The sequence below is a fragment of the Novipirellula galeiformis genome, assembly GCF_007860095.1.
Classification (GTDB): Bacteria; Planctomycetota; Planctomycetia; order Pirellulales; family Pirellulaceae; genus Novipirellula; species Novipirellula galeiformis.
Window position 1 is genome coordinate 456,633 of the sequence record NZ_SJPT01000001.1, and the last position, 19,149, is coordinate 475,781.

13 protein-coding genes are annotated in these 19,149 nt (G+C 56.0%); 5 read left to right on the plus strand and 8 right to left on the minus strand.

The genetic code is table 11. The features are described from left to right. Positions 1-55: 55 nt before the first annotated feature. The 3 genes from Pla52o_RS01595 to Pla52o_RS01605 all read right to left on the minus strand — a co-directional run bounded on the left by Pla52o_RS01595 (position 56) and on the right by Pla52o_RS01605 (position 5,328). Positions 56-3,175: an efflux RND transporter permease subunit gene (locus tag Pla52o_RS01595; RefSeq protein WP_146592834.1), complete on the minus strand. Its 3,120-nt coding sequence runs from the start codon at positions 3,173-3,175 to the stop codon at positions 56-58. Positions 3,176-3,177: 2 nt separating this feature from the next. After that, the gene (locus tag Pla52o_RS01600) at positions 3,178-4,632 is read right to left on the minus strand and encodes an efflux RND transporter periplasmic adaptor subunit (RefSeq protein WP_146592835.1); all 1,455 of its coding nucleotides are present in this window, start codon (positions 4,630-4,632) and stop codon (positions 3,178-3,180) included. Between the two features lie 234 nt (positions 4,633-4,866). Further along, positions 4,867-5,328, minus strand: coding sequence for a hypothetical protein (locus tag Pla52o_RS01605; RefSeq protein ID WP_146592836.1), 462 nt, complete (start codon positions 5,326-5,328; stop codon positions 4,867-4,869). A 689-nt stretch (positions 5,329-6,017) separates the two neighbouring features. Between Pla52o_RS01605 and Pla52o_RS01610 the strand changes: the two genes are divergently transcribed. Both Pla52o_RS01610 and Pla52o_RS01615 read left to right on the plus strand, forming a co-directional pair. After that, positions 6,018-7,061: a DUF1559 domain-containing protein gene (locus Pla52o_RS01610; RefSeq protein ID WP_146592837.1), complete on the plus strand. Its 1,044-nt coding sequence runs from the start codon at positions 6,018-6,020 to the stop codon at positions 7,059-7,061. 153 nt (positions 7,062-7,214) lie between these two features. Continuing rightward, positions 7,215-7,604, plus strand: a complete 390-nt coding sequence (locus Pla52o_RS01615) for a carboxypeptidase-like regulatory domain-containing protein (RefSeq protein WP_146592838.1) — start codon at positions 7,215-7,217, stop codon at positions 7,602-7,604. 352 nt (positions 7,605-7,956) lie between these two features. On the opposite strand, the gene Pla52o_RS01620 is transcribed toward Pla52o_RS01615, so the two are convergent. After that, positions 7,957-10,356 (minus strand): DUF4962 domain-containing protein, encoded by a 2,400-nt coding sequence (locus Pla52o_RS01620; RefSeq protein ID WP_197168936.1) that lies wholly within the window; start codon positions 10,354-10,356, stop codon positions 7,957-7,959. A gap of 380 nt (positions 10,357-10,736) precedes the next feature. On the opposite strand from Pla52o_RS01620, the gene Pla52o_RS01625 reads away from it, so the two are divergent. The 3 genes from Pla52o_RS01625 to Pla52o_RS01635 all read left to right on the plus strand — a co-directional run bounded on the left by Pla52o_RS01625 (position 10,737) and on the right by Pla52o_RS01635 (position 13,446). Beyond that, positions 10,737-11,504, plus strand: coding sequence for a 3-keto-disaccharide hydrolase (locus Pla52o_RS01625; protein WP_146593492.1), 768 nt, complete (start codon positions 10,737-10,739; stop codon positions 11,502-11,504). Positions 11,505-11,562: 58 nt separating this feature from the next. Next, complete coding sequence (locus Pla52o_RS01630) at positions 11,563-12,453, plus strand: alpha/beta hydrolase family protein (RefSeq protein ID WP_231612011.1); 891 nt, start codon at positions 11,563-11,565, stop codon at positions 12,451-12,453. Between the two features lie 261 nt (positions 12,454-12,714). Then, positions 12,715-13,446 (plus strand): carboxylesterase family protein, encoded by a 732-nt coding sequence (locus Pla52o_RS01635; RefSeq protein WP_146592840.1) that lies wholly within the window; start codon positions 12,715-12,717, stop codon positions 13,444-13,446. A 107-nt stretch (positions 13,447-13,553) separates the two neighbouring features. Here Pla52o_RS01635 and Pla52o_RS01640 read toward each other — a convergent pair whose 3' ends face one another. The 4 genes from Pla52o_RS01640 to Pla52o_RS01655 all read right to left on the minus strand — a co-directional run bounded on the left by Pla52o_RS01640 (position 13,554) and on the right by Pla52o_RS01655 (position 19,149). Continuing rightward, the gene (locus Pla52o_RS01640; protein WP_146592841.1) at positions 13,554-14,078 is read right to left on the minus strand and encodes a hypothetical protein; all 525 of its coding nucleotides are present in this window, start codon (positions 14,076-14,078) and stop codon (positions 13,554-13,556) included. Between the two features lie 234 nt (positions 14,079-14,312). Next, on the minus strand, positions 14,313-15,494 hold the full coding sequence (locus Pla52o_RS01645) for an FG-GAP repeat domain-containing protein (RefSeq protein WP_146592842.1): 1,182 nt from the start codon (positions 15,492-15,494) through the stop codon (positions 14,313-14,315). Positions 15,495-15,802: 308 nt separating this feature from the next. After that, entirely contained in the window at positions 15,803-18,484 is a 2,682-nt protein-coding gene (locus Pla52o_RS01650; protein ID WP_146593494.1) for a hypothetical protein, read from the minus strand. A 224-nt stretch (positions 18,485-18,708) separates the two neighbouring features. Next, a complete protein-coding gene (locus tag Pla52o_RS01655) occupies positions 18,709-19,149 on the minus strand; it encodes an ExbD/TolR family protein (protein ID WP_146592843.1) in 441 nt (146 codons plus the stop codon).

Sequence of the window (19,149 nt, forward strand, 5' to 3'; positions counted from 1 at the left end):
ATTTTCGCCCGCTTCATTTGGTTGATCGGTTGCGGGCGGGGACGCTCACGCACCTTTAATGTTTGAACGGAGCATTATCATACGCATTCTGTTCCATTTGTTTCGGTTCAAACCAACGATAAATCGTCGGCAAGACTAACAGCGTCAACGCCGTCGAGGTAATCAATCCGCCGATCACGACCGTCGCCAACGGACGTTGCACCTCTGCTCCAGAACTGGCCGAAAGTGCCATCGGGATAAAGCCGAGTGCTCCGCACATTGCCGTCATCAACACCGGGCGCAATCGGTCGATCGCGCCGTGGATGACCGCGTCTTGCTGCGAATCGCCACTGCGACGCAAGTGACGCACATGCTCAATCAAGACCACGCCGTTCATGACCGCGATGCCGAACAACGCGATGAAGCCGACACCTGCGGAAATCGAGAACGGCAAATCTCGCGCCCACAACGCCAACACGCCACCGGTGGCCGCGATCGGAACGTTCAAATAGATCAGCATCGCGAGTTTGACGGAGCTAAACGTGATGTAGAGTAACGCGAAAATCAATAGCAGAGCCACTGGAACGGCAATCGCCAATCGCTGAGTCGCTTGCTGCAGATTCTCGAACTGGCCGCCCCATCGGAGCGTGTAGCCCGCCGGTAATTCAACTTGCTCGTCAACGACCCGTTGAGCCTCGGCGACGAAGCCCGCCAAATCCCGACCACGAACATTGCACTGTACCAGTAAACGTCGGCGCACCGCATCGCGGCTAATCTCGACGGGCCCATCTTCGGTGACGATGTCTGCGACTTGCGAGATGGGGATCGGGCGTCCCCGCGAATCGTCGATCTTGAGCGCGGACAACTGTTCGGTGTTCTGTCGTGATTCAGGACGTAGGCGAATTTGCAACGGAAACCGTCGCTGGCCTTCAAAGACTTGTCCGATCGGCGTCCCACCGACCGTGCTGACCGCGTCCAACACATCACGAGTATTGATTCCGTAGCGGGCCAAATCACCGCGTCGGACCTTCACTCGCAGATAAGAAAGCCCTGCAATCTGTTGAGCCGCAACGTCAGCAGCGCCTTCGACTTGGTTTAACGCACGGACGAGTTCATCGCCTTTGACCTTCAATACGTCGAGGTCGTCGCCGTACAGACTCAGTCCGATGTCCGAACGCACGCCAGCGACCAGTTCTTGCACTCGCAATTCGATCGGCTGTGTGAAACTGTACGCATTGCCGGGAACTTCCTTCAGCAATGCCGTTTGCATCTGTTCGATTAAATCCGCTTTCGTTTCACCTAGCGGGTACTCTGCATTCGGATCAATGCGAATGAATAGATCCGTTTGATAAACACCCATTGGATCGTTTGCGATCTCGGGCCGCCCGGTCTTGGAGACCACCGTCTCGACTTGCGGAAATTTTAACAACGTTCGCTCCATCGCTTTGGTCATTTCAATTGACGTTTCAAGAGACACGCTGGGCAATCGCGTTGCCTGGATGGCAATGTCACCCTCGTCAAGTTTCGGCACAAACTCGACGCCAAAATTACTGGCGAGAAACATGCTGGCGATGAAGACGACGACGGAACTGGAAAACATGACAAAGGGTCGCTTCATCGCGAACATCAACATCGGTTGATACGTCGATTTCAGCTTGCGAACGACAAACGTTTCGCGTTGTTTCACTCGGCGGGCCAGGAATAACGACGCCAACACCGGCATCACCGTTACCGACAACACCAACGCCGCGGTGAGTGCCGACATGAACGTGAACGCCATTGGGCGAAACATCTTTCCTTCCATGCCCTGCAAACTCAGGATCGGAAGGAACACAATGATCACGATCAAGCCCGCGAACAGAATCGGTTTACCGACTTCCTTGGCTGATTCGCGAAAGACACCTTCGGGAACGCGATCGCTGTCGTGTTCCTTCTGGTACTGCATCGCTCGGCGGACACAGTTCTCGACCATCACGACCGCGCCATCGACGATCACGCCAAAGTCGACCGCTCCGAGGCTCATCAGGTTGGCCGACACCCCGGCATAACGCATCGCGATCAGAGCGCACATCGCCGATAGAGGAATGGCTGCGGCGACGATCAGTCCCGCACGCACATCACCGAGCAAAATGAACAGGGTCACGATGACCAGGATCACGCCCAAGCCGATGTTCTCGCCAACCGTATGAATCGTCTTCGCAACCAATTCGGTGCGATCGTAAAACGTGTCGATCACGACGCCCTCAGGCAGCGACTTTTGAATGTCCGAAATTTTGGCTTTCACGTCCGCGACGACTTGACGCGAATTGCCGCCCATCAGCATCATCACCATCCCGATGACTGCCTCACGATCACCGTCGCGTGTGACAGCACCCTGTCGTAACATCGGTGCGAATTCCACTGCGGCAATGTCGGCGATGCGAATCGGAGTGCCTTCGCGACTATCGACCACAATCATCCGGATGTCATCGAGTGAGCTGATCAAACCTTCACCGCGAATCAAGCGTTGTTCGGCATTGTGGGCGATGTACCCGCCACCGGCGTTGCCGTTGTTTTGGTCCAACGCATCAATGATCTGACTCAACGAAACGTCATAGTTTTGCATTTTGTCGGGATCAATTTGCACCTCGTAGGTTTTCAGCGCACCGCCGAACGTGTTGACTTCGATCACTCCCGGGACGCTGCGCAGTTGAAAGGCGATTTGCCAATCCAGGATCGTTCGTAAATCGGTCAGTGAGTGATTCGATCCCGGTTCGCCGCGCACCTCGAACTGATAGATTTCACTCATGCCGGTGGCGATCGGCCCTAGTTCGGGAGTGCCCATGCCGGGAGGGATTTCTTCGCGAGCTTTCAGCAAGCGTTCGTTGATCAGATTGCGTGCCCAGTAGATATCGGTGCCGTCCTCAAAGGCGACCGTCACGGCGGACAGCCCGAACCGGCTGATCGAGCGGATTTCGGCCACTTTCGGGATTCCGCTCATCGCGTTCTCAATCGGGAACGTGATGAATTGCTCGACTTCGACCGGACCGAGCGCAGGCGAATTGGTGAGCACTTGGACCTGCACGTTGGTTAGATCGGGAACGGCGTCGAGCGGAATGGTGGCCGCTGCAAAAACGCCCATCCCGAGGATCGCAAGCGACAGCAGGATGACGATAAAGCGATTGTTGAGCGAAAAATCAATGAGGGCATTAACCATGTTTATTCTTCTCCCATCAGTTCGGCCAGCAATTGCGATTTCAAAATGAAGCCGCCGCCGGTGATAATTCGTTCGCCGTCACGCAGTCCCTGACGAATCACGACAGACTTGTCGTTCGCAGGACCGACTTGGACGTCGCGACGCAGGAATTGATCTTCGCCTTGCAGGACAAACACGAATTTTTTTCCTTCGTGTTCTTGTACCGCCGACGATGGGATGAGGATGGCAGCCTGCTGTTGCGACGTTGGTAATTCAATAGTGACAAACATGCCCGGCTTCAGATGATGATCGGTGTTATCCGCGATCGCGCGCATGGAAATCGTTCGTGTGGCTTCGTCCATGATTTCGCCGGTGTAGAACACTTTCGCAGTGAAAGTCTGGTTGGGCAAAGCGTCGTTGCGAAGCGTGACCGTTTGGTCCTTGAACGAATCGAGTAGCGGCAGGTGTTCTTCGTAGATATTGGCGGTTACCCAAACGGTCGAAAGATCAGCGATGCTCAACAGCATCACGTCGGGACGAACTTGCTCTCGTAAAACGACGTCCTTGCTCAACACCGTTCCGTCAAAAGGGGCCCGGATCGCGTAGTGTGATAGCGTTTCACCTTGTTTGGCGGGATCAATTTCGTTGATTTCCTTGGCATCAACGTTCAGGATTCTCAGGCTTGTCGCGGCGACCAAAGCTGTCGCTTCGGCTTCTCTGACTGCTTGGGAAGTCATCAAGGTGGATGTTTGCAGCTCGTGTTGAATCTGTTCGATTCGAGATTGAAAAGTGGCTTGATCCGCGTTGCGGGTGGAGGTCGCGGCCAGCAAGGTTTTGCCTGAAACGGCACCGGATTGCGAGACGGCTTCGAGTCGCAAAACATCGGCGGCGGACTTCAAATAAGCGGCGTACGAGGAGATCGCCCGTTCTCGGTAGCCACCCATCGGTCGATCGCGGAACTGCTTTTCGATCTCCGTGATATCCATGTTGCTGCTCAACGCTTGAAGTAGCTCGCTGGTGTTTTTTGCGATCTTCGATTGCAATTCGTTTTGCGTGTTGGCGAGTTCCAACTTCAAACGGGCCTGATAGAGTTGCAGCTTCGCCGCACCCACTTCACGGCTGTGGATGATCGCCAGTAGATCGTCGGTTTTGACGGTTTGTCCTAGGCTGATCGAGACATCATCGACGGTCCCCTCGACCATCGAATAAATATGAGCGACGCGATCTTGGTTGAGAGAAATCTTGCCCGTTAGTTGTAGGGTTTTCGTAAAGGGTTGCCGTTGCACCGACTCAATGCGAACGCCTGAAGCTTGCCATTGGTCTCTTGGTAACGTCACAATCTCGTCGGCCGTTTCTCCTCTTGGCAATTGTGCCGATGCGGCTGCTAAGGGGATCAATACTGCGGTGAGCAAAGCTGGAAACAGCCGTGCGTGTAGCAAGCGACGATGGAAACTCGTTTCTTGTTTGGATAAATTCATGGTGGCATACTATTTGTTGAAAATTGCAATGTTGGAATTGGGATTCGTCGTAGCTGATCCCGCCAAGGTTCCGTGAGATTGGAGCCGTGGCTGGTCCAGCCATGACCGTTATTTGCCGCTCGGTGGTACTGCGATGCGGCTGACGGAGGGAGCGCTCGAAGTGATTCCGCGCGTTGACGAACCGGCTTGGCTCAATGCCCATTCGGACAAATGATTTAATTGGCTAACGATCGCTTAACAGCGAATGACGCCCAAGAGTTCGGGCAGAGACTGTCGGCTGTGCAGCAGCGCGACGTGTTGAAAAGAATGCTGGCAATTTGCCGTTAGACTGGGCCGCACCACGAGTTGCTGCTGCGAAACGTATTCGAGGGGCAGTACGCAGGTTGCTTCGAGCCAAGCGATCCGTTGCCTCGGCATGATCTGGTCGGCCTGCGCGACCAGGATTTCCCCGCCCAGCCCGATGCATCCATCCGCAGGAAACACCCAGTGCCAATGCCAATCCGTCGGCCAACTTTCCGAATTTGCAAAGCCACCGTGATGGCACTGCAGATGCCAAGTCAACTGCTGATCCGAGACCTGCGATGTAAGATCGCCATGGTCATGTCCCACCGGAATCGGCGCAGGCCAAAACATCAACACGAGAAGCGTGATCTCGATCAATGTCCGGACGGGCGTTGGCCAAAACTTCGGCAGCATTAGCTATTTCAAGGTGGATTGCAAACCATTTCAATTGACCTTGCAGTTTAGTTCCGCACCGGTTCGTAGTCAATTCATGACGAACACACTACTCGAACGGCGTGATACTGGTTTGATTTAGCCTCATTGTGATCCACGGGGCGGCGCGTCCCTGCACCGCGGTGCGTCGTTGGGCGAAAGTTTGTGATGGTGAATCAAGAGGGATGCATGATTTGCGGTGCTTCGCATCGGAGCCTGCTGTTTCATCCGCTGCATGGTTGTGATCGTAGGGGAATTAACACGAATTGGCTGGAGTGGTTGCTTGGGTTGCCGACGAAGACGCCAATCATGGAAAGACGCCAATCATGGGGCGTGTGGCGATTTGGGTGTCCCGACTTTCTGGCCCGTCCGTTCGCAGTGGGGGACCGTAAACCTTGGCGTGCACCTTGTTTTCAAAATCGCAGTTTTTTGCTTGACCACGACTATTTCTTGTGCTCTGTTGATCGCCTCCCTCTGAAGAGGGTTGCTTATCTAGCGTTGGTGGCTGGTGAGGATGGAATCACACCACTTAGCGTCTTCTCTTGAGCGGGTCATCCTCAAGAAGTGTTGCGAAGACGCGTCCTATTCAGGAGATGGAGGTTTAACTCCGCGAAAGACCGAGGCTCGTTGTATTTTTTCGTAATGTCATTTCACATCGAAGGTTTACACACATGTCTAAGAAGTCTAATCCACAAGCCATCGTTCGACGCGGGTTTACGCTCGTCGAACTGCTGGTGGTCATTGCCATTATTGGGGTTTTGGTGGGCTTGCTACTGCCGGCGGTGCAAGCGGCACGAGAGGCGGCGCGGCGGATGCAGTGCAGCAACAATCTTAAACAGATTGGCCTGGCTTTTCACAATTACGAGAGTAGTTATCAAACGTTCGCACCGGGCTACTTCGCGAAGATTCCTAATAACAAAACTTCCTCCGAACGAAGCTTATGGAGCTGGGGCGCGTTCATACTGCCTTTCGTGGAGCAGTCGGCACTTTACGAGTCGTTGGACCCTGGCCCGCTCTGGCTAGAATCGCATTTGACGACCGCCGCTGGCTTGGCACTGCTGCAGACTCCCATTCCTGCGTATCGGTGCCCCAGTGATGTCGGGCCAGCTTTGAATAATTTCGATGACAGCATCTCCGGCGGCACAAACAACTATTACAACTGGCATGTGACGTCGGATGGATCCGATCGCATTGCGATTTCAACGTCCAATTATGTGATGGTTGCTAATCCATCGAGCAGCACGACCCCAGCGGTGTACCCCGCGGATTACGGTCCTGCACACGGCGTGGGCTTTCAGAACTCCAAGATTCGATTTCGGGATGTTACCGACGGGACGAGCAACACTTTGCTGGTCGGCGAACGGGCATGGAGGTTCCACGATCTGACCGTGGGGGCCGCAACCGCCTTGGGGTTCAGTGCAGCAACATGCAATCCCAGCAGCAGTTACAACATCAAGTCCGGCGGTCTAACAGCGCTCGGGATCGGATACGATGGCATCAACTGGAGTGCAAACAATCGTATCCATCAGAGCCGAGGCTTTAGCAGCGTGCATCCGGGCGGCGCCCAGTTCGTGCTGTGTGATGGATCGGTCCGGTTCGTTAGCGATTCGATCGATTATGCCAAGCTCGATGTGACCATCCCTGACTATGAAGGGTCAACCGTTTTCGCACGTCTGATATCGCGTAACGACGGCCGTCCAGTGGGCGAGTACTAAGCAGGTTCGGAGAAGTGGTTGAGCTCGTTAGCCACGGTTCCTGCATTGAACCGAGGCTAGCGACCAAACGACGAATTGGGTTATGCGAAAGGATAGCCCGAACCTGCTTTCCATGAGAGCATACCTAACTTTTCAGTAATCTAGGAGCGTCGTGTGCAATCGACTACGTTTTCGTTTTTGACGGTCAGCATTGCCTTGTTGAGTCTGATCGGTGGGTGTGGCAGGAGTGACCTGCCGCCGCTCGGAACCGTCTCGGGGACGGTGACCTTGGACGGAGAGCCGCTGTCCGGCGTGATCATCAATTTCAAACCGGACGAGGGACGCGCCGCAACGGCAACCACAGACGAACAAGGCAACTACACGTTGGCCTACACCTACGGTGTCAAAGGAACCAAGGTCGGCCCCTCGACGGTGATGTTCGAGTGGCCCCTTGAGGAGTCGGGCAGAGCGATCCCTGCCAAATACACGGGACTCGATTCCGAATTAAAGGTCGATGTGGGGAAGGGAGGCAACCGACTGGATTTTCCACTCACATCCAAGTGAGGTGAGTGGAAGACGATCGCACACATTCCCCCGTCGCCGAAAAGACTGACACCGAAAAGGCATCGCTTCAGCCAATCGCTAAGCACCTAGGACGGAGTCTCTCGGCAAACGGAGGCGCTAGACAAATGGTCCTTGCTTTGACACTCATCGGGTGGGGTTCGTAGCGACGCGAGCTGCTCGGTGTTTTTCGAATGCTTTACTCGCTGCTACCGGGCGGCTCGCGCCGTACCGCTAATGAAGTAACTGCCATTTGGCTTTCGCCGCGGGGCTCGTAACGACTCGGTTTAACGCCGCATTCTCGCCTGGGTGCATGACACTGCCGAACGCTTATCGAACGACGGCTTTCCGGGCTTCACTTGTTCGCCACCGCCACTGTTTCGACGACGCTACCATTGGCACGTCTTTTCTGTACGACGATCGTGCCGTCGGACGACAGGCCTTCGGCTGAAAGTGACGCGGAATCATCCGTCGGTAACAATGCCACGACTTGACCGTCGGTCAATTCAGCCGTCAACACGTAGCCCCCTTCGATCTTGCGCAGCTGTTGCTCGCTTGGGGGTTGCTGGCCCTGACGAAAAGGTCGATACAGGGCGACAAACTCGACTGACTTGGCCTTGGTCGGCGTCGTCGCCGTTAAGTGCCATTCGCGGAGTTTGATGCGAGGCCGCGGGTTCGGATCGTACTGGTCGGTCTGTGAAAACGTCAGCCCTGAGGGTGCGAGTAACGACACGGCACAACCAACGTCTTCGACCTGCAGATTGATATCGAATTGATCGTTGACCGAAAACTTCTTCGTCGCGTGCAGCCAGTACTCAAACGTCGAATCGTTTGGAGCCTCCAATCGGTCATAAATCAGGATAAGTTCCGGTTTGATGAACACGATGGTACGCGTGTAACGATCCAGCCGTGGTTTGCCTGAGCCGGTCCGGTAGGCCTCGCCCGCTTCGCCGACGACGACATCGATCGCAGGGGACGTCTCAAAAGAAGTGATCTTTCCTTGCGATGACGCGGAGTGTGGCAATTGTCCCGCTCCGTCGACGGTAATGTTGTTAACGCTCCGCGTGCTCCACATCCAGTTTTTATGATGTTCGGTGCCGTAGCTGTCGCGGTAGCCGCTGCGCACCAGCAAGCGTTGGCCATAGGCCCACAACAAGAACGAGTTGTTCGCTTCGTAGCCATGCGACTGCGTCCCAAACGGGCTCGATTTGAACACGACTTGAACGTCGTCTGCCGCGTTTTCAAGCGTCGAATTTAGCACCGCTTGGCCGATCCCCCGAAAGACCCGCGAGGTGGGCAAATCACGCGGCGGTTGGGCGGTAATCGGCGGAATCGCTCCACGGACAAAACCGATGTATCCCGACTTGGGGATCGGCCCGCCCATCTGTTGGACGTACCATAGCCAGTGCGCATTGGAGGCTTGCTGGGCCAGTTGGCTGACCAATGAGACCGCGCTGGCCGCCGTTTGCGACGCGTTCCTGTCGCCGAAGCCGCCACCCACTTTCCCCGGCGGCAACAAGTACATCGGGTAGTAACCGATCTGTGAGAAATAAGGTTTGTCGAAGGCGTTGATCTCCATGGCGCCACGCATCACGTCCGCCCACCAAGTGAAGCGATCGAGATAGCTTTTCCAGTAAACGAAACCTTCGTGCCAACCGCCCTGATCGTCCGACCATACGGGATAGACGTTATGAAAGACGTTCATCGCGAACCACACCCAATCGTCGGCGCCTTCGACTTCGCCGAGCATTGCGATACCCACCTCGCCGAGAAAATGCCAAGCGCGGTTGCTATGGCTCGAATAGGGTTGCCAAAGATGTCGAGGGTGGAGGTGGCGGTACATCTCGTCGCCACGAATCTTCATCACTTGGCGGCAAAGCTCTCGCTCTTCTTCGCTGAGCAAGTCATGGATGAACGTGTAAGTGCGAGCGAAGTAATAAGCATACGGCATTCCCGCCTCGTCGTTGTAGCGATAACCGGTCGCACCGAGCGGATCCCACTGGGCACACTCTAGCAGGATCTTTTTGGCGAGTTGTCCGTACTCTTCCTTGCCGCCCAACTGATGCGTGAACCCGAGCGTCGCCGCGCCATCGAGCGCTTTGATCGTATAGGTCCGGTTGCCCCACCAGATTTTGCGCCACGGATCGCTGTTGCGGACCACCTCGGGACCATACTTCGGAGGCTCGGTGGTGGCGGGCGGGCGGGCCAGCAACGCGTCGCACTGGGCGACCAATTTCTCGTATTGCGGTTGCATCGAGCCACGCGCTAAATCACGTAATTGTGGGATTTGTTCAGGGCGGACGAACAATCGCGGGTGTGATTGGGGAATTCGAGCGAGTAACTCTTGACGCGACGGCAGCGGCATCGCCACGGCGTCGCTTTGGATCGTGAAGGTTCTTGAACGACTCCAGTTTGTGGGGGCGCCGGATTTCAGGATCCCGCGATAACGCCACGAGTAGTCGCCCGGCGGAAGGACACGTGGCGGACAATGCACATTCATCGTGATGTCGTCGGCGCTGTATTGGATCGTCGTAAATTTGGGGTCGCGGGCACACTCGATTTCCCAAGACACGACACCGGTTTGCGGACGCCAACTGAAGCTCGGCGGATTCACAACCGAGACCGTGCCCTGCTCCGGCCGATATCCCCACTCTTTGCTTGTCGCCGGACGTTCATCCAACGTTTCCACCGACAACGCGACACTGCAGCTCAAGAAACAGCTCAATGGAACAAGGCACGCTAGGATACTTCGCATCATCACTTCCGAGGTCGGTGGGACCGGTTGAAGACCGGCGTTGTGGGGGCAACCATCCTAACACATCACCGTCAAGCTTCGCTAGCGATTGGAAACGTGGGAGCCTCTCAGTATCCCGAGGGACGTGCTGAGATGATCCCACGCTGCAAAACAGCTGCGAACGGAAATTTGTTGGCGGCCGAGTGAACCTTTGTGATTCGCGGTAGGTATGCTATTGGTGCTGTGGCTACAGACGCCGCGACCCCGCAGGAGTCGGTCCCTTGACCGCAACCGGTTCCGGTGTTCTGAGGCCATTAGGAATCAGGAGCCACTAGGAATTGCTCGGCCCCGTTGCTGTCCCCTGCCCTCCCCTACCCCATCCTCTTACCACGGTGAAGTTCATGCTGCGATGTTTGAATGACGTTATTAACGTCCGCTACGCGTTGAGTGGCGTTGTTTTGTGTTTTGCAGCGTTTGCAAACGCTCAGGAAACCAAGCCATCGGAGTCTGCGGAATCGGCTCCGGCGGTTCGTCCCTTTATCGACGACAGTGCGCCGGGTTGGCGATCGTTGGTCGAAGCCGATTTCACGAAGGTGAACAGCGCCGACGACACCTGGACTTGGGTCGATGGCGTTTTGCACTGCACCGGCAAACCGGTTAGCGTGATGCGTACCAAGGAGCCGATGAAAAACTTTGAGCTGGTCGTCGAATGGATGCATGAAAAGCCCGCAGGCAACTCAGGTGTGTTCGTTTGGACTACCCCCGAGTCCATCGAAAAGTTGACCGAGGCTGGCAAGCCTGGCTTGCCAGCGGGAGTCGAAGTTCAAATTCTCGATCACGGCTTTACCGAAATGATGAAAGCGCGAGGCCAGAAAACCGATTGGTTCGGAACCAACGGAGATGTGTTCGCCGTCAGGGTCAAGATGACTCCGTTTCCACCTCTTTCACCCAATGGTAGTCGCAGTTTTCCTCGCAAACATCTTGCCAACGGGCATGGCCAGTGGAATCAATACTACATTCGGGCGATCAACGGCGAAGTCCGGTTGTGGGTCAATGGCGAAGAGGTCTCCGGAGGCACCGCGATTGAGCCTTCCGAAGGATACCTGTGTTTGGAAAGCGAAGGATCGCCGATTCAATTTCGTAAACTCCGCATCCGCCAATTGCCGTAACCGCAACGACGATTTTTGAGCGAAGATTTGAAACCACTTCACCGAGCGAATTTTAAGTATGAGCATCATGGTCCTGCGTCCGTTTCGATTGGTTGTGACTGCGTTTGTAGCAATCTTATTTGCGACGACGTTGCCTGTCCTTGCCCAACCAGTCGCAAGTGAAGCGGTTTCGGTTGCCGACGACTTGGCGACCGATCTTCGATCCCAAGGCATTTCGTTTCAAACGGGAACCTTCCAAGGTTTCACACAAATTGCCTTCCAACTGGAGGGTGTCGATTGCAAAATGGTCTGTCCGAAAACGGTGGCTGCCGGAAAGCCGTGGGTTTGGCGGGCGCGATTCTGGGGACATGAACCACAGTTCGATCGTGCGATGCTCGAGCGAGGCTGGCACGTGTGCTATTGCGACGTCGGAGGGCTGTTTGGTGCCGATCCCGCAATCGAGCGTTGGGATGCTTTTTATTCGCTAACTCAAAAGCTAGGACTGCATGCGAAACCGTTTCTCGAAGGGATGAGTCGCGGAGGGTTGATCGTGTTGCGTTGGGCCAGCGAACATCCCAACCAAGTCAGCGGCATTTACGTCGATAATGCGGTGATGGATATTCGCTCGTGGCCTGGTGGCAAGGGAGCCGGAAAAGGTTCTGCTCGCGATTGGGCCCAGTGTTTGAAGGTCTACGGGATGACCGATGCCCAATCGGTTGAGTTTGCCGATGGGCCGCTCGATCGGGTACAACCGCTGGTCGATGCGGGCGTTCCCATTTTTGTGTTGATCAACGAAGCCGACGATGTCGTGCCGCCCGCCGAGAACGGAGATCGGCTGATTGCCGAATACAAAAAACGAGGGGGCCCGATCGTCGAGATGCGGCGTGCAGGACTCGGCCATCATCCGCACAGCTTGAAGGATCCGTCGGCGATCGTCGACTTTGCGGTCGCCGCCGTTAACCGCCCGTAATGCAGTGACCTGCTTTTTTGGGGGGGCATTTGCGGAGTGCCATTGGATTTCGGTCCGTCACCGCTTCGTCGTCGGCGGGTGCCAGCATGCCGCTTGAGATTCGTTTGCTCGTGTCATGCGGCCTAGACTAGACTGTGACAGTGTGACGCCCGAGAATGTAGACTCCCCCTTCGCAGACGCCTGATCCCTTTAACAACCACGAGCTGATTGATGAACCGAATCGCATCCTTTTTGTTTCTTACTCTTGCTTGTAACTTCCTGATGGCTGAAGAACCCTACGAAGAATTGAGTATCCAGTACAGCGGTGGCGATTATCAGGATGAGACGTTCCGATACCGATTGATGAAACCAGAGACAATCGAACAAGGCAAGTCGTATCCGCTCGTGCTGTTTCTACACGGTGCCGGAGAACGCGGTGACGATAACGCAGCTCAATTGGCTTACTTGCCCCGCGAAATGGCGAGTGAAACGAATCGCAAAGCGTTCCCCTGCTTTGTCTTGGCCCCCCAATGTCGCAAAGGGAAAAAGTGGGTCGATGTCGATTGGAGCGACGCATCGGCCGCCGCGATGCCTGAGTCGCCTTCGCACATGATGAATACGGCAATCAAAATGATGAAGCGGACCATCGATGAGAACCCCGTCGATACGTCACGGGTTTACGTCACGGGATTGTCCATGGGCGGGTACGGTTCTTGGGATCTCGCCGCACGCCACCCCGAGTGGTTTGCTGCCGCGATCATTGTGTGCGGTGGCGGTGACGACAAGCAAGCCGCGAAGTTGGCCGAGTTGCCGATTTGGGTGTTTCATGGCGATGCCGATAAAGGGGTGCCCGTAGAACGCTCGCGGAACATGGTTGCAGCCATCAAGGACGCCGGAGGGAAAAAAATCAAGTACAGCGAGTTGCCAGGCGTGGGGCATAATAGTTGGAATCACGCCTACTCGGAGGAATCCGGTGCGATCCCTTGGATGTTCGATCAGAAACGAGCGAAATAGTTTCTTTTAAAGAATGTCGCCATGTTTACTCGCCGCATGCAGAGCGGTGTGAGCGTGGCGTGATAGGCTAATGCGGTGGGCTCGCTCGCCGTTATTCTCGCTCGCCGTTATTCCTGGGTTGCGGGGGCCTCCGCCTTTATCAGCTTTTGTATCAATGGCATGATGATTTGGCGGTACATGCCTTCGGCCATCGGATACTGTTTGATCTTTTCGAAGGTGTCAAACATCGTGGCCCCTTCGGATGAGGTCATCGGAACGCTTGATGTGCGTCCTTGGCTGTCGAGCAAAATTGCTTCGTATTCCCATTCGCCTAGCTCATTTTTCGTTCGCGAGACGTCTTGGATTTGGGCCGAGTCCAAATCGATCTCGCCTGGGGCGGTTGCCGTTTTCGCACCGTATTGATCGCGATCGAGTCCCAGCGATTGAGCAATTTTGCTTGTCATCTCTTCGACCGATTCTTCGCTGGCAATGCGTTCGATCCGGGATAGGTTTTGTTCTAGTTCGTCCAACTTCTGAGCATCGTCGAGCGTTTCGCTGCGCGCGATTTGTTGGTCGATCGACTGTTGGATCTGCTCCGAAACGGCGCGTGAAGCCCGAGAGGGTTCGCGGGGCGATGGAGCTTCGGAAGCCATTTGCGGTGATCGAGGATCCGCCCCGGGGTGAGTGGTGCTGGAGCCGTTCGGGATTGGCAGGTACCAAAACAGAAGGCCTGCTGCGACGACGACGTGAAACACAACGCTCACCGTGATCGCACGCGAGAAGCGACTGCGCGGACGCGTTCTAGTTTTGTGTGCGGTCGCAGGGGGCTTTTCGTGTTGCATGTCGGTGGGCTGGGTCAACGAGTCAATTCCTGGGCGATGCCATTGTTATTGGGATGCGGACAAATTGAGATAAAGATTGACGTCGTGGGTGGTCCGTCCGCCGGCCAAAATATCAATCTTTCCATCGCCGTTGAAATCGTCGCACCACAAATCTTCGCAAGCCATCATCGGATCGAGCGTGGTGCGAGTCCACTCGGTGCCGCTTGCATCGTTAGCGCGATAGATGAAGATGCCGGGACCTGGGACCGGGCCGTTCCCAGGGGTGCGGTACGCTGCGATCACTTCATCGCGGCCATCGCCATCTAAATCGGCACACCAAACTGCATGGCCTTGGGAGAAGGTGTCGTCCAAGACGATGCGTTTCGGCTTGGGATCGGTCGCATGCGCACCGAGGTAAACGACCACTTGATTGCCGTGCATCGGTTCGATCGTGGCGATCATCGATAGGGATGCCGACAGGCGTCCTGTTTTGATTTCGCCGCTACCTTGTTGTGCGGGGGAATCGCCTTCGGCGCCGGAGGCAATTCGCGTCACTTGGAACCCCGCAGACTCTGATTTGCGAATCCAAGTGATGCCTTCGGCGCTCGCCGTTAACGTTTGCTCGGCCTCGCCGTCTCGGGAGGGCAAATGCCAATGGTTATGAGCACGATTCAGCGTGCCGTCGATGACGACCGGTTTCCATTGCCCCGATTTCGGATCGCGCGGGATGGGAAAGGCGAGCAGGCGAATGCCATTGCCATCGACCGCGTTTAACGGAGTGACGACCAATTGTGGGCTTCCTTGTCCGAGTACATCTGCCCAACGCATGCGGTGCGTCCATGGTTCGGAGGAGATGTTGAATACGTGCCAAGGATCTTTGAGCGTGTCGCCGCGACGGATCCAATGAATCGTACCGCCGTTTTTCGGCCAACCCGCCCCGAGGGCAAAATCGACGAGACCATCGCCGTCAATGTCATGCGCGGCAATGCAGACATTGTCTTTCGGGACGGCATCTTTGATCATCGAGTGCCGCGTCCACGTCGGATTCTCGTACCACACCACCTCGTTTTCGCTGATCGCGACAGCATCCATTTTTCCATCGTGGTTCACATCGGCTGCGGTGACGGCGTAACACACATTACCAATCTTGGCATCGAGTACCACTTTCTCGAATGCAGGCACCTCGGCGTGACTGAGCCTCGAAAACAACGTGACCATCGTGACTGCGAACAGGAGCCGAAGGATCATGGTTCACTCAGAGATTGCAGGAAAGAAGATGGCAGAGCGTTTGAAGTTGAACGCTTATCATAACCCGTATCCTAAGCCGCCGCGTAAGCAAGAGAAAATCACGCTTGGCTCGGGCCCGCGCCGGCACTGCGGGGCATGATTTCCACGGAAATCGAAAATCGGGCAACATCAAAAAGTAGAGCCGAGGAAGGAGGCAGGCCGCGAAGGTTCCTTTGCTCGTGCTCGGGGACTCTGGCATGATGACTTGCCCGAGTCCGCCTCGACTCGTTTGCTTCGCTGAGTTTCTACCGGGGTTGCTACCGGGGTTGCTACTCGGCGGTGTCGTCATAGATCGGGAGGTGGCGGTAGTAAACCTCTAGATTCAACAGATTCATTGTCGTGACATAAAGGCGTCCGCCGTGAGGACTCCAGCGATCCTCGACGGGCAGCATCGGGTGCCAACTGCCCGCCTTGGGCCCCTCTTTGACTTGGCTTTCGAGCAACAGGGGGTTGAGATGTTTGTTCCATTGCTCCCAATGCTCGCCGCCCATATGAAACATCACTTGGGTGGCGTAATACCAATAGTAACCGTCGCGTGATGGCTTGTTTCGCGTGCCCATTTCCGGCGGGGCTTCGAGCAGGTAGTCGGCTGCCGATTGCATCGCTTCGTTGTCGCGTTGCCACCCCGAGTACATCCGCATCAGCATGCCCACCGCGGTCATCGTGTGGGTTGGATTGCGTCCGTGACGCTGCGTCGGAGTGTTCGAGGCAAAGGGGTTGTAACGATAACGATCGGGACGCGATTCGCTCTGTTGAGCAAAGTCCAACCAGCGGTCGATACCTTTGTAGACATCTTTTGGTATTTCCAATCCTGCGAGTTCGCCGCTCTTGAGCGCCATCATCATCCATCCTGATACGCTCGTATCGCTGCTGACCTGGGCGGCGTAGCGCCATCCGCCATATTTCGTATGTTGCGTATTGGCGATGTAGTTGAGCGAGGACTGGGCGGCCGCTTTTAACTCTTCGTCTTGGGTCATGCCGTACGCTTCACACATCGCCAAGGCCGCGATGCCATGGCTATAGAAGGCCACATTGCGATCGCTGATCGGGTTCTCGCTGCGGTACAGGTCGCCGTTGGTTTTTTGATGCTGGATTAGAAACTCGATGCCCCGCTGGACGGTATCTGCATATTGATGTCGCTTGTGCGTGTAGCCTGCGCCTTGGAAGGAGAGTAGGCATAAACCGGTTGCGGCGGTGTCGCTTTGCAACAGTACATTTTCGCCATGTCCGGCAAGGGACCAACTGCCATCGTCTTTCTGAGTGCTCGCCAAGTAGGCGAGACCAAGTTCGATGGCTTCTTCGGTCGCCGGACCCACGAAGCCTGCGGGCGTCGGCGCCGCACCTCCCTGAGTTCGCATGACTCGTCGGTTAAAGGATTCAACGGCGGCAATCTTGCTGCCCACCGGTGTTGCGGGGCCACCGACTTCGAGTCGTTTTCGTGGTTGATCCACAATGTCAAGCTCGCCAACCTCCGGCAGATCGTGGGTGGGGACAATCCCAGCGTACGAGTCGGGGCGATCGGCGAGCCCCGCAATCGATTCCTTCATCATCACGTCCAAGCTGGGACCAAGTTCAGTTTCCATCGCGGAAATCGGCGTCGGAATGCTCGAGGAGGCTTCGCTTCGTTGGCTGCGGACTTCGCCGATCTCCGCACGCTCGCTGACCGCATCATTAGGGGTGGCGTCCGTGGCGGCGGCCATCGTTGCCATCGCGCCCGGCGTCGTGGGAGCCCCCGCAGGAGTGAACGCGCTGCGCTGGCCACGACTCGACCGCTCGGGACGCGCTTGCGGAGCACCGTCGGATTGGACATCCGGCGCCCCCATTAGCGAGGACAACTCGCGTCGCAACACGTTGCTCGAGCTCGCCGAAGTGGGAGTGGACGACGGGGTGCTCATCGCATCGGAGGGGGTGGACTGCGAAAGCTGAGCTCCGGCGGTCGTTCCGCTACGTTGATGCGAAACCTCCGCTGGGGATAACATCTGGTCGGCCGTTTGGCTGATCGATGCAACGGACACCGATTGCGGGGCCGGACTCGCCCCGGCCGGTGTGACGGAGGCTTGGCTTGTCGTGCGCGGGCGACTTTGACTCGTTAATCCCAACTCGCCGACCGTGGGCAGCGTTTGCGAGCGATTTCGTGTCGCCGCCGCCACCGCTTGGGATGGCGGAGTGAGGGGCATTTTCATTGGGTCGGGGGCGACACTTGGTTGGGGAACCGTCGAATGGCTGCTTCTTCGCGGGGTCGGTTTTGCCAAGGGCCGCTCGCTCGGATTCGCCTGAGAATCGCTCATCGATTCGCGATTAAGTTTAGGAACCTCCGGTTGAGAGCTTTTGGGGGAGCTTAATTTTTCACTCGCTTGCTCGCGGCGAGCAAGCTTTGCGGGCGAATCCGCAGGCTTCGGTTGAGCATGGGACGGTACCTGACGCTCCATCAAAAACGTTTGCGTCGGACGTGGTTTCGGCTCCTTCGGTTTGGGCATCTCCAACTGCGGAGCCGAATGTTCCACGGGTGGCAATTGCCGCATCTCTTCGGGAATCACTCGTGACGTGGTTTCCGTTTCCACCGGTTCCGACCAATCGGGGGTGACCGCCTCTTCCTTGGGAGTTTGAAACAAATACTCGGGAACCGTTTTGCGAATTGGTGAACGCTCGGGTTTAACTCCCGCAACCGATTCAGGGAAAAACTGGCTGAAGATGACGACGTGGACGGCCAAGATCAGCAGCATCAAGTGCAGGAAGACGCTGAACAGAAAACCGATTTGAATCGATTTTTGCACGTAATGGGAAACCAAACCTCGTAGCGCCAGCGACATCCCCAACGCGATCAAGGGGACGGCGATCGCGTACGTCGAGGCATTGAAAAGCCAGCGTGGATCATCAAAGCGAAGCCGCGTCACGATCAAGTACAGCACCACCGATGACAGCGCCACTAACCAAACGTCCAACGGCCACATTGCATCCGTGGAACCGGCAGCGCGGTTCGGCGGAGGCACGAAGGTGTGCTTCGGTGGCGGTGAGGGACGGTTCACGTTGATTCAAGAGTCCGAGAGGGGAATGATTTCAAAACCTAAGCACGCCGGTTTGTGATCGGCGTGCTGGATCGGGTGTCGAGGCGATCCTGTTTGCGATGATTTCGTAAGTTGTTTGCGGTTCTGTGAGCCCACGGCTCTGGATTTTGCTACTGCTCAGGATTTTGCTTTTGCTCGGGCCCATCCGTCGTGGTGACGGAATAATCGCTGATCCCGGTTCGATTGCAAGCGTCCATGACGCTGACGACCGGTTGAAACGCGGTCGCGCGATCGGCGCGGATGATGACGGATTGGCTGATAGGATTATTAGCCACCGCGTTCCGAAGTAGCTCGAGTAACGCATCGATCGTGGATTCTTTTCCTCCGACGTAAACCGTGCCCGCGGCATTGATGTCGATCACGATTTCACGCGGTTTACTCGTCATCGGCACCGCACTGGTCGCGGTCGGCAACGCGATGTCGATGCGACGTTCCTGTTCTTCAAACTCGCTGGTCACGAGAAAGAAAATCAGCAGCAGAAAAACCACGTCAATCAATGGCGTTAGGCTGAGCGTTCCCGCGACAGTCGATTTTTTGATTTCAACAGCCAT

What these genes read in the sequence shown, in the direction of transcription:
- Pla52o_RS01595 (WP_146592834.1), bottom strand. Translation starts at nt 3,175, where the DNA reads ATGGTTAATGCCCTCATTGATTTTTCGCTCAACAATCGCTTTATCGTC.
- Pla52o_RS01600 (WP_146592835.1), bottom strand. Translation starts at nt 4,632, where the DNA reads ATGAATTTATCCAAACAAGAAACGAGTTTCCATCGTCGCTTGCTACAC.
- Pla52o_RS01605 (WP_146592836.1), bottom strand. Translation starts at nt 5,328, where the DNA reads ATGCTGCCGAAGTTTTGGCCAACGCCCGTCCGGACATTGATCGAGATC.
- Pla52o_RS01610 (WP_146592837.1), top strand. Translation starts at nt 6,018, where the DNA reads ATGTCTAAGAAGTCTAATCCACAAGCCATCGTTCGACGCGGGTTTACG.
- Pla52o_RS01620 (WP_197168936.1), bottom strand. Translation starts at nt 10,356, where the DNA reads ATGCGAAGTATCCTAGCGTGCCTTGTTCCATTGAGCTGTTTCTTGAGC.
- Pla52o_RS01625 (WP_146593492.1), top strand. Translation starts at nt 10,737, where the DNA reads ATGCTGCGATGTTTGAATGACGTTATTAACGTCCGCTACGCGTTGAGT.
- Pla52o_RS01630 (WP_231612011.1), top strand. Translation starts at nt 11,563, where the DNA reads ATGAGCATCATGGTCCTGCGTCCGTTTCGATTGGTTGTGACTGCGTTT.
- Pla52o_RS01635 (WP_146592840.1), top strand. Translation starts at nt 12,715, where the DNA reads ATGGCTGAAGAACCCTACGAAGAATTGAGTATCCAGTACAGCGGTGGC.
- Pla52o_RS01640 (WP_146592841.1), bottom strand. Translation starts at nt 14,078, where the DNA reads ATGGCTTCCGAAGCTCCATCGCCCCGCGAACCCTCTCGGGCTTCACGC.
- Pla52o_RS01645 (WP_146592842.1), bottom strand. Translation starts at nt 15,494, where the DNA reads ATGATCCTTCGGCTCCTGTTCGCAGTCACGATGGTCACGTTGTTTTCG.
- Pla52o_RS01650 (WP_146593494.1), bottom strand. Translation starts at nt 18,484, where the DNA reads ATGTGGCCGTTGGACGTTTGGTTAGTGGCGCTGTCATCGGTGGTGCTG.
- Pla52o_RS01655 (WP_146592843.1), bottom strand. Translation starts at nt 19,149, where the DNA reads ATGGCTGTTGAAATCAAAAAATCGACTGTCGCGGGAACGCTCAGCCTA.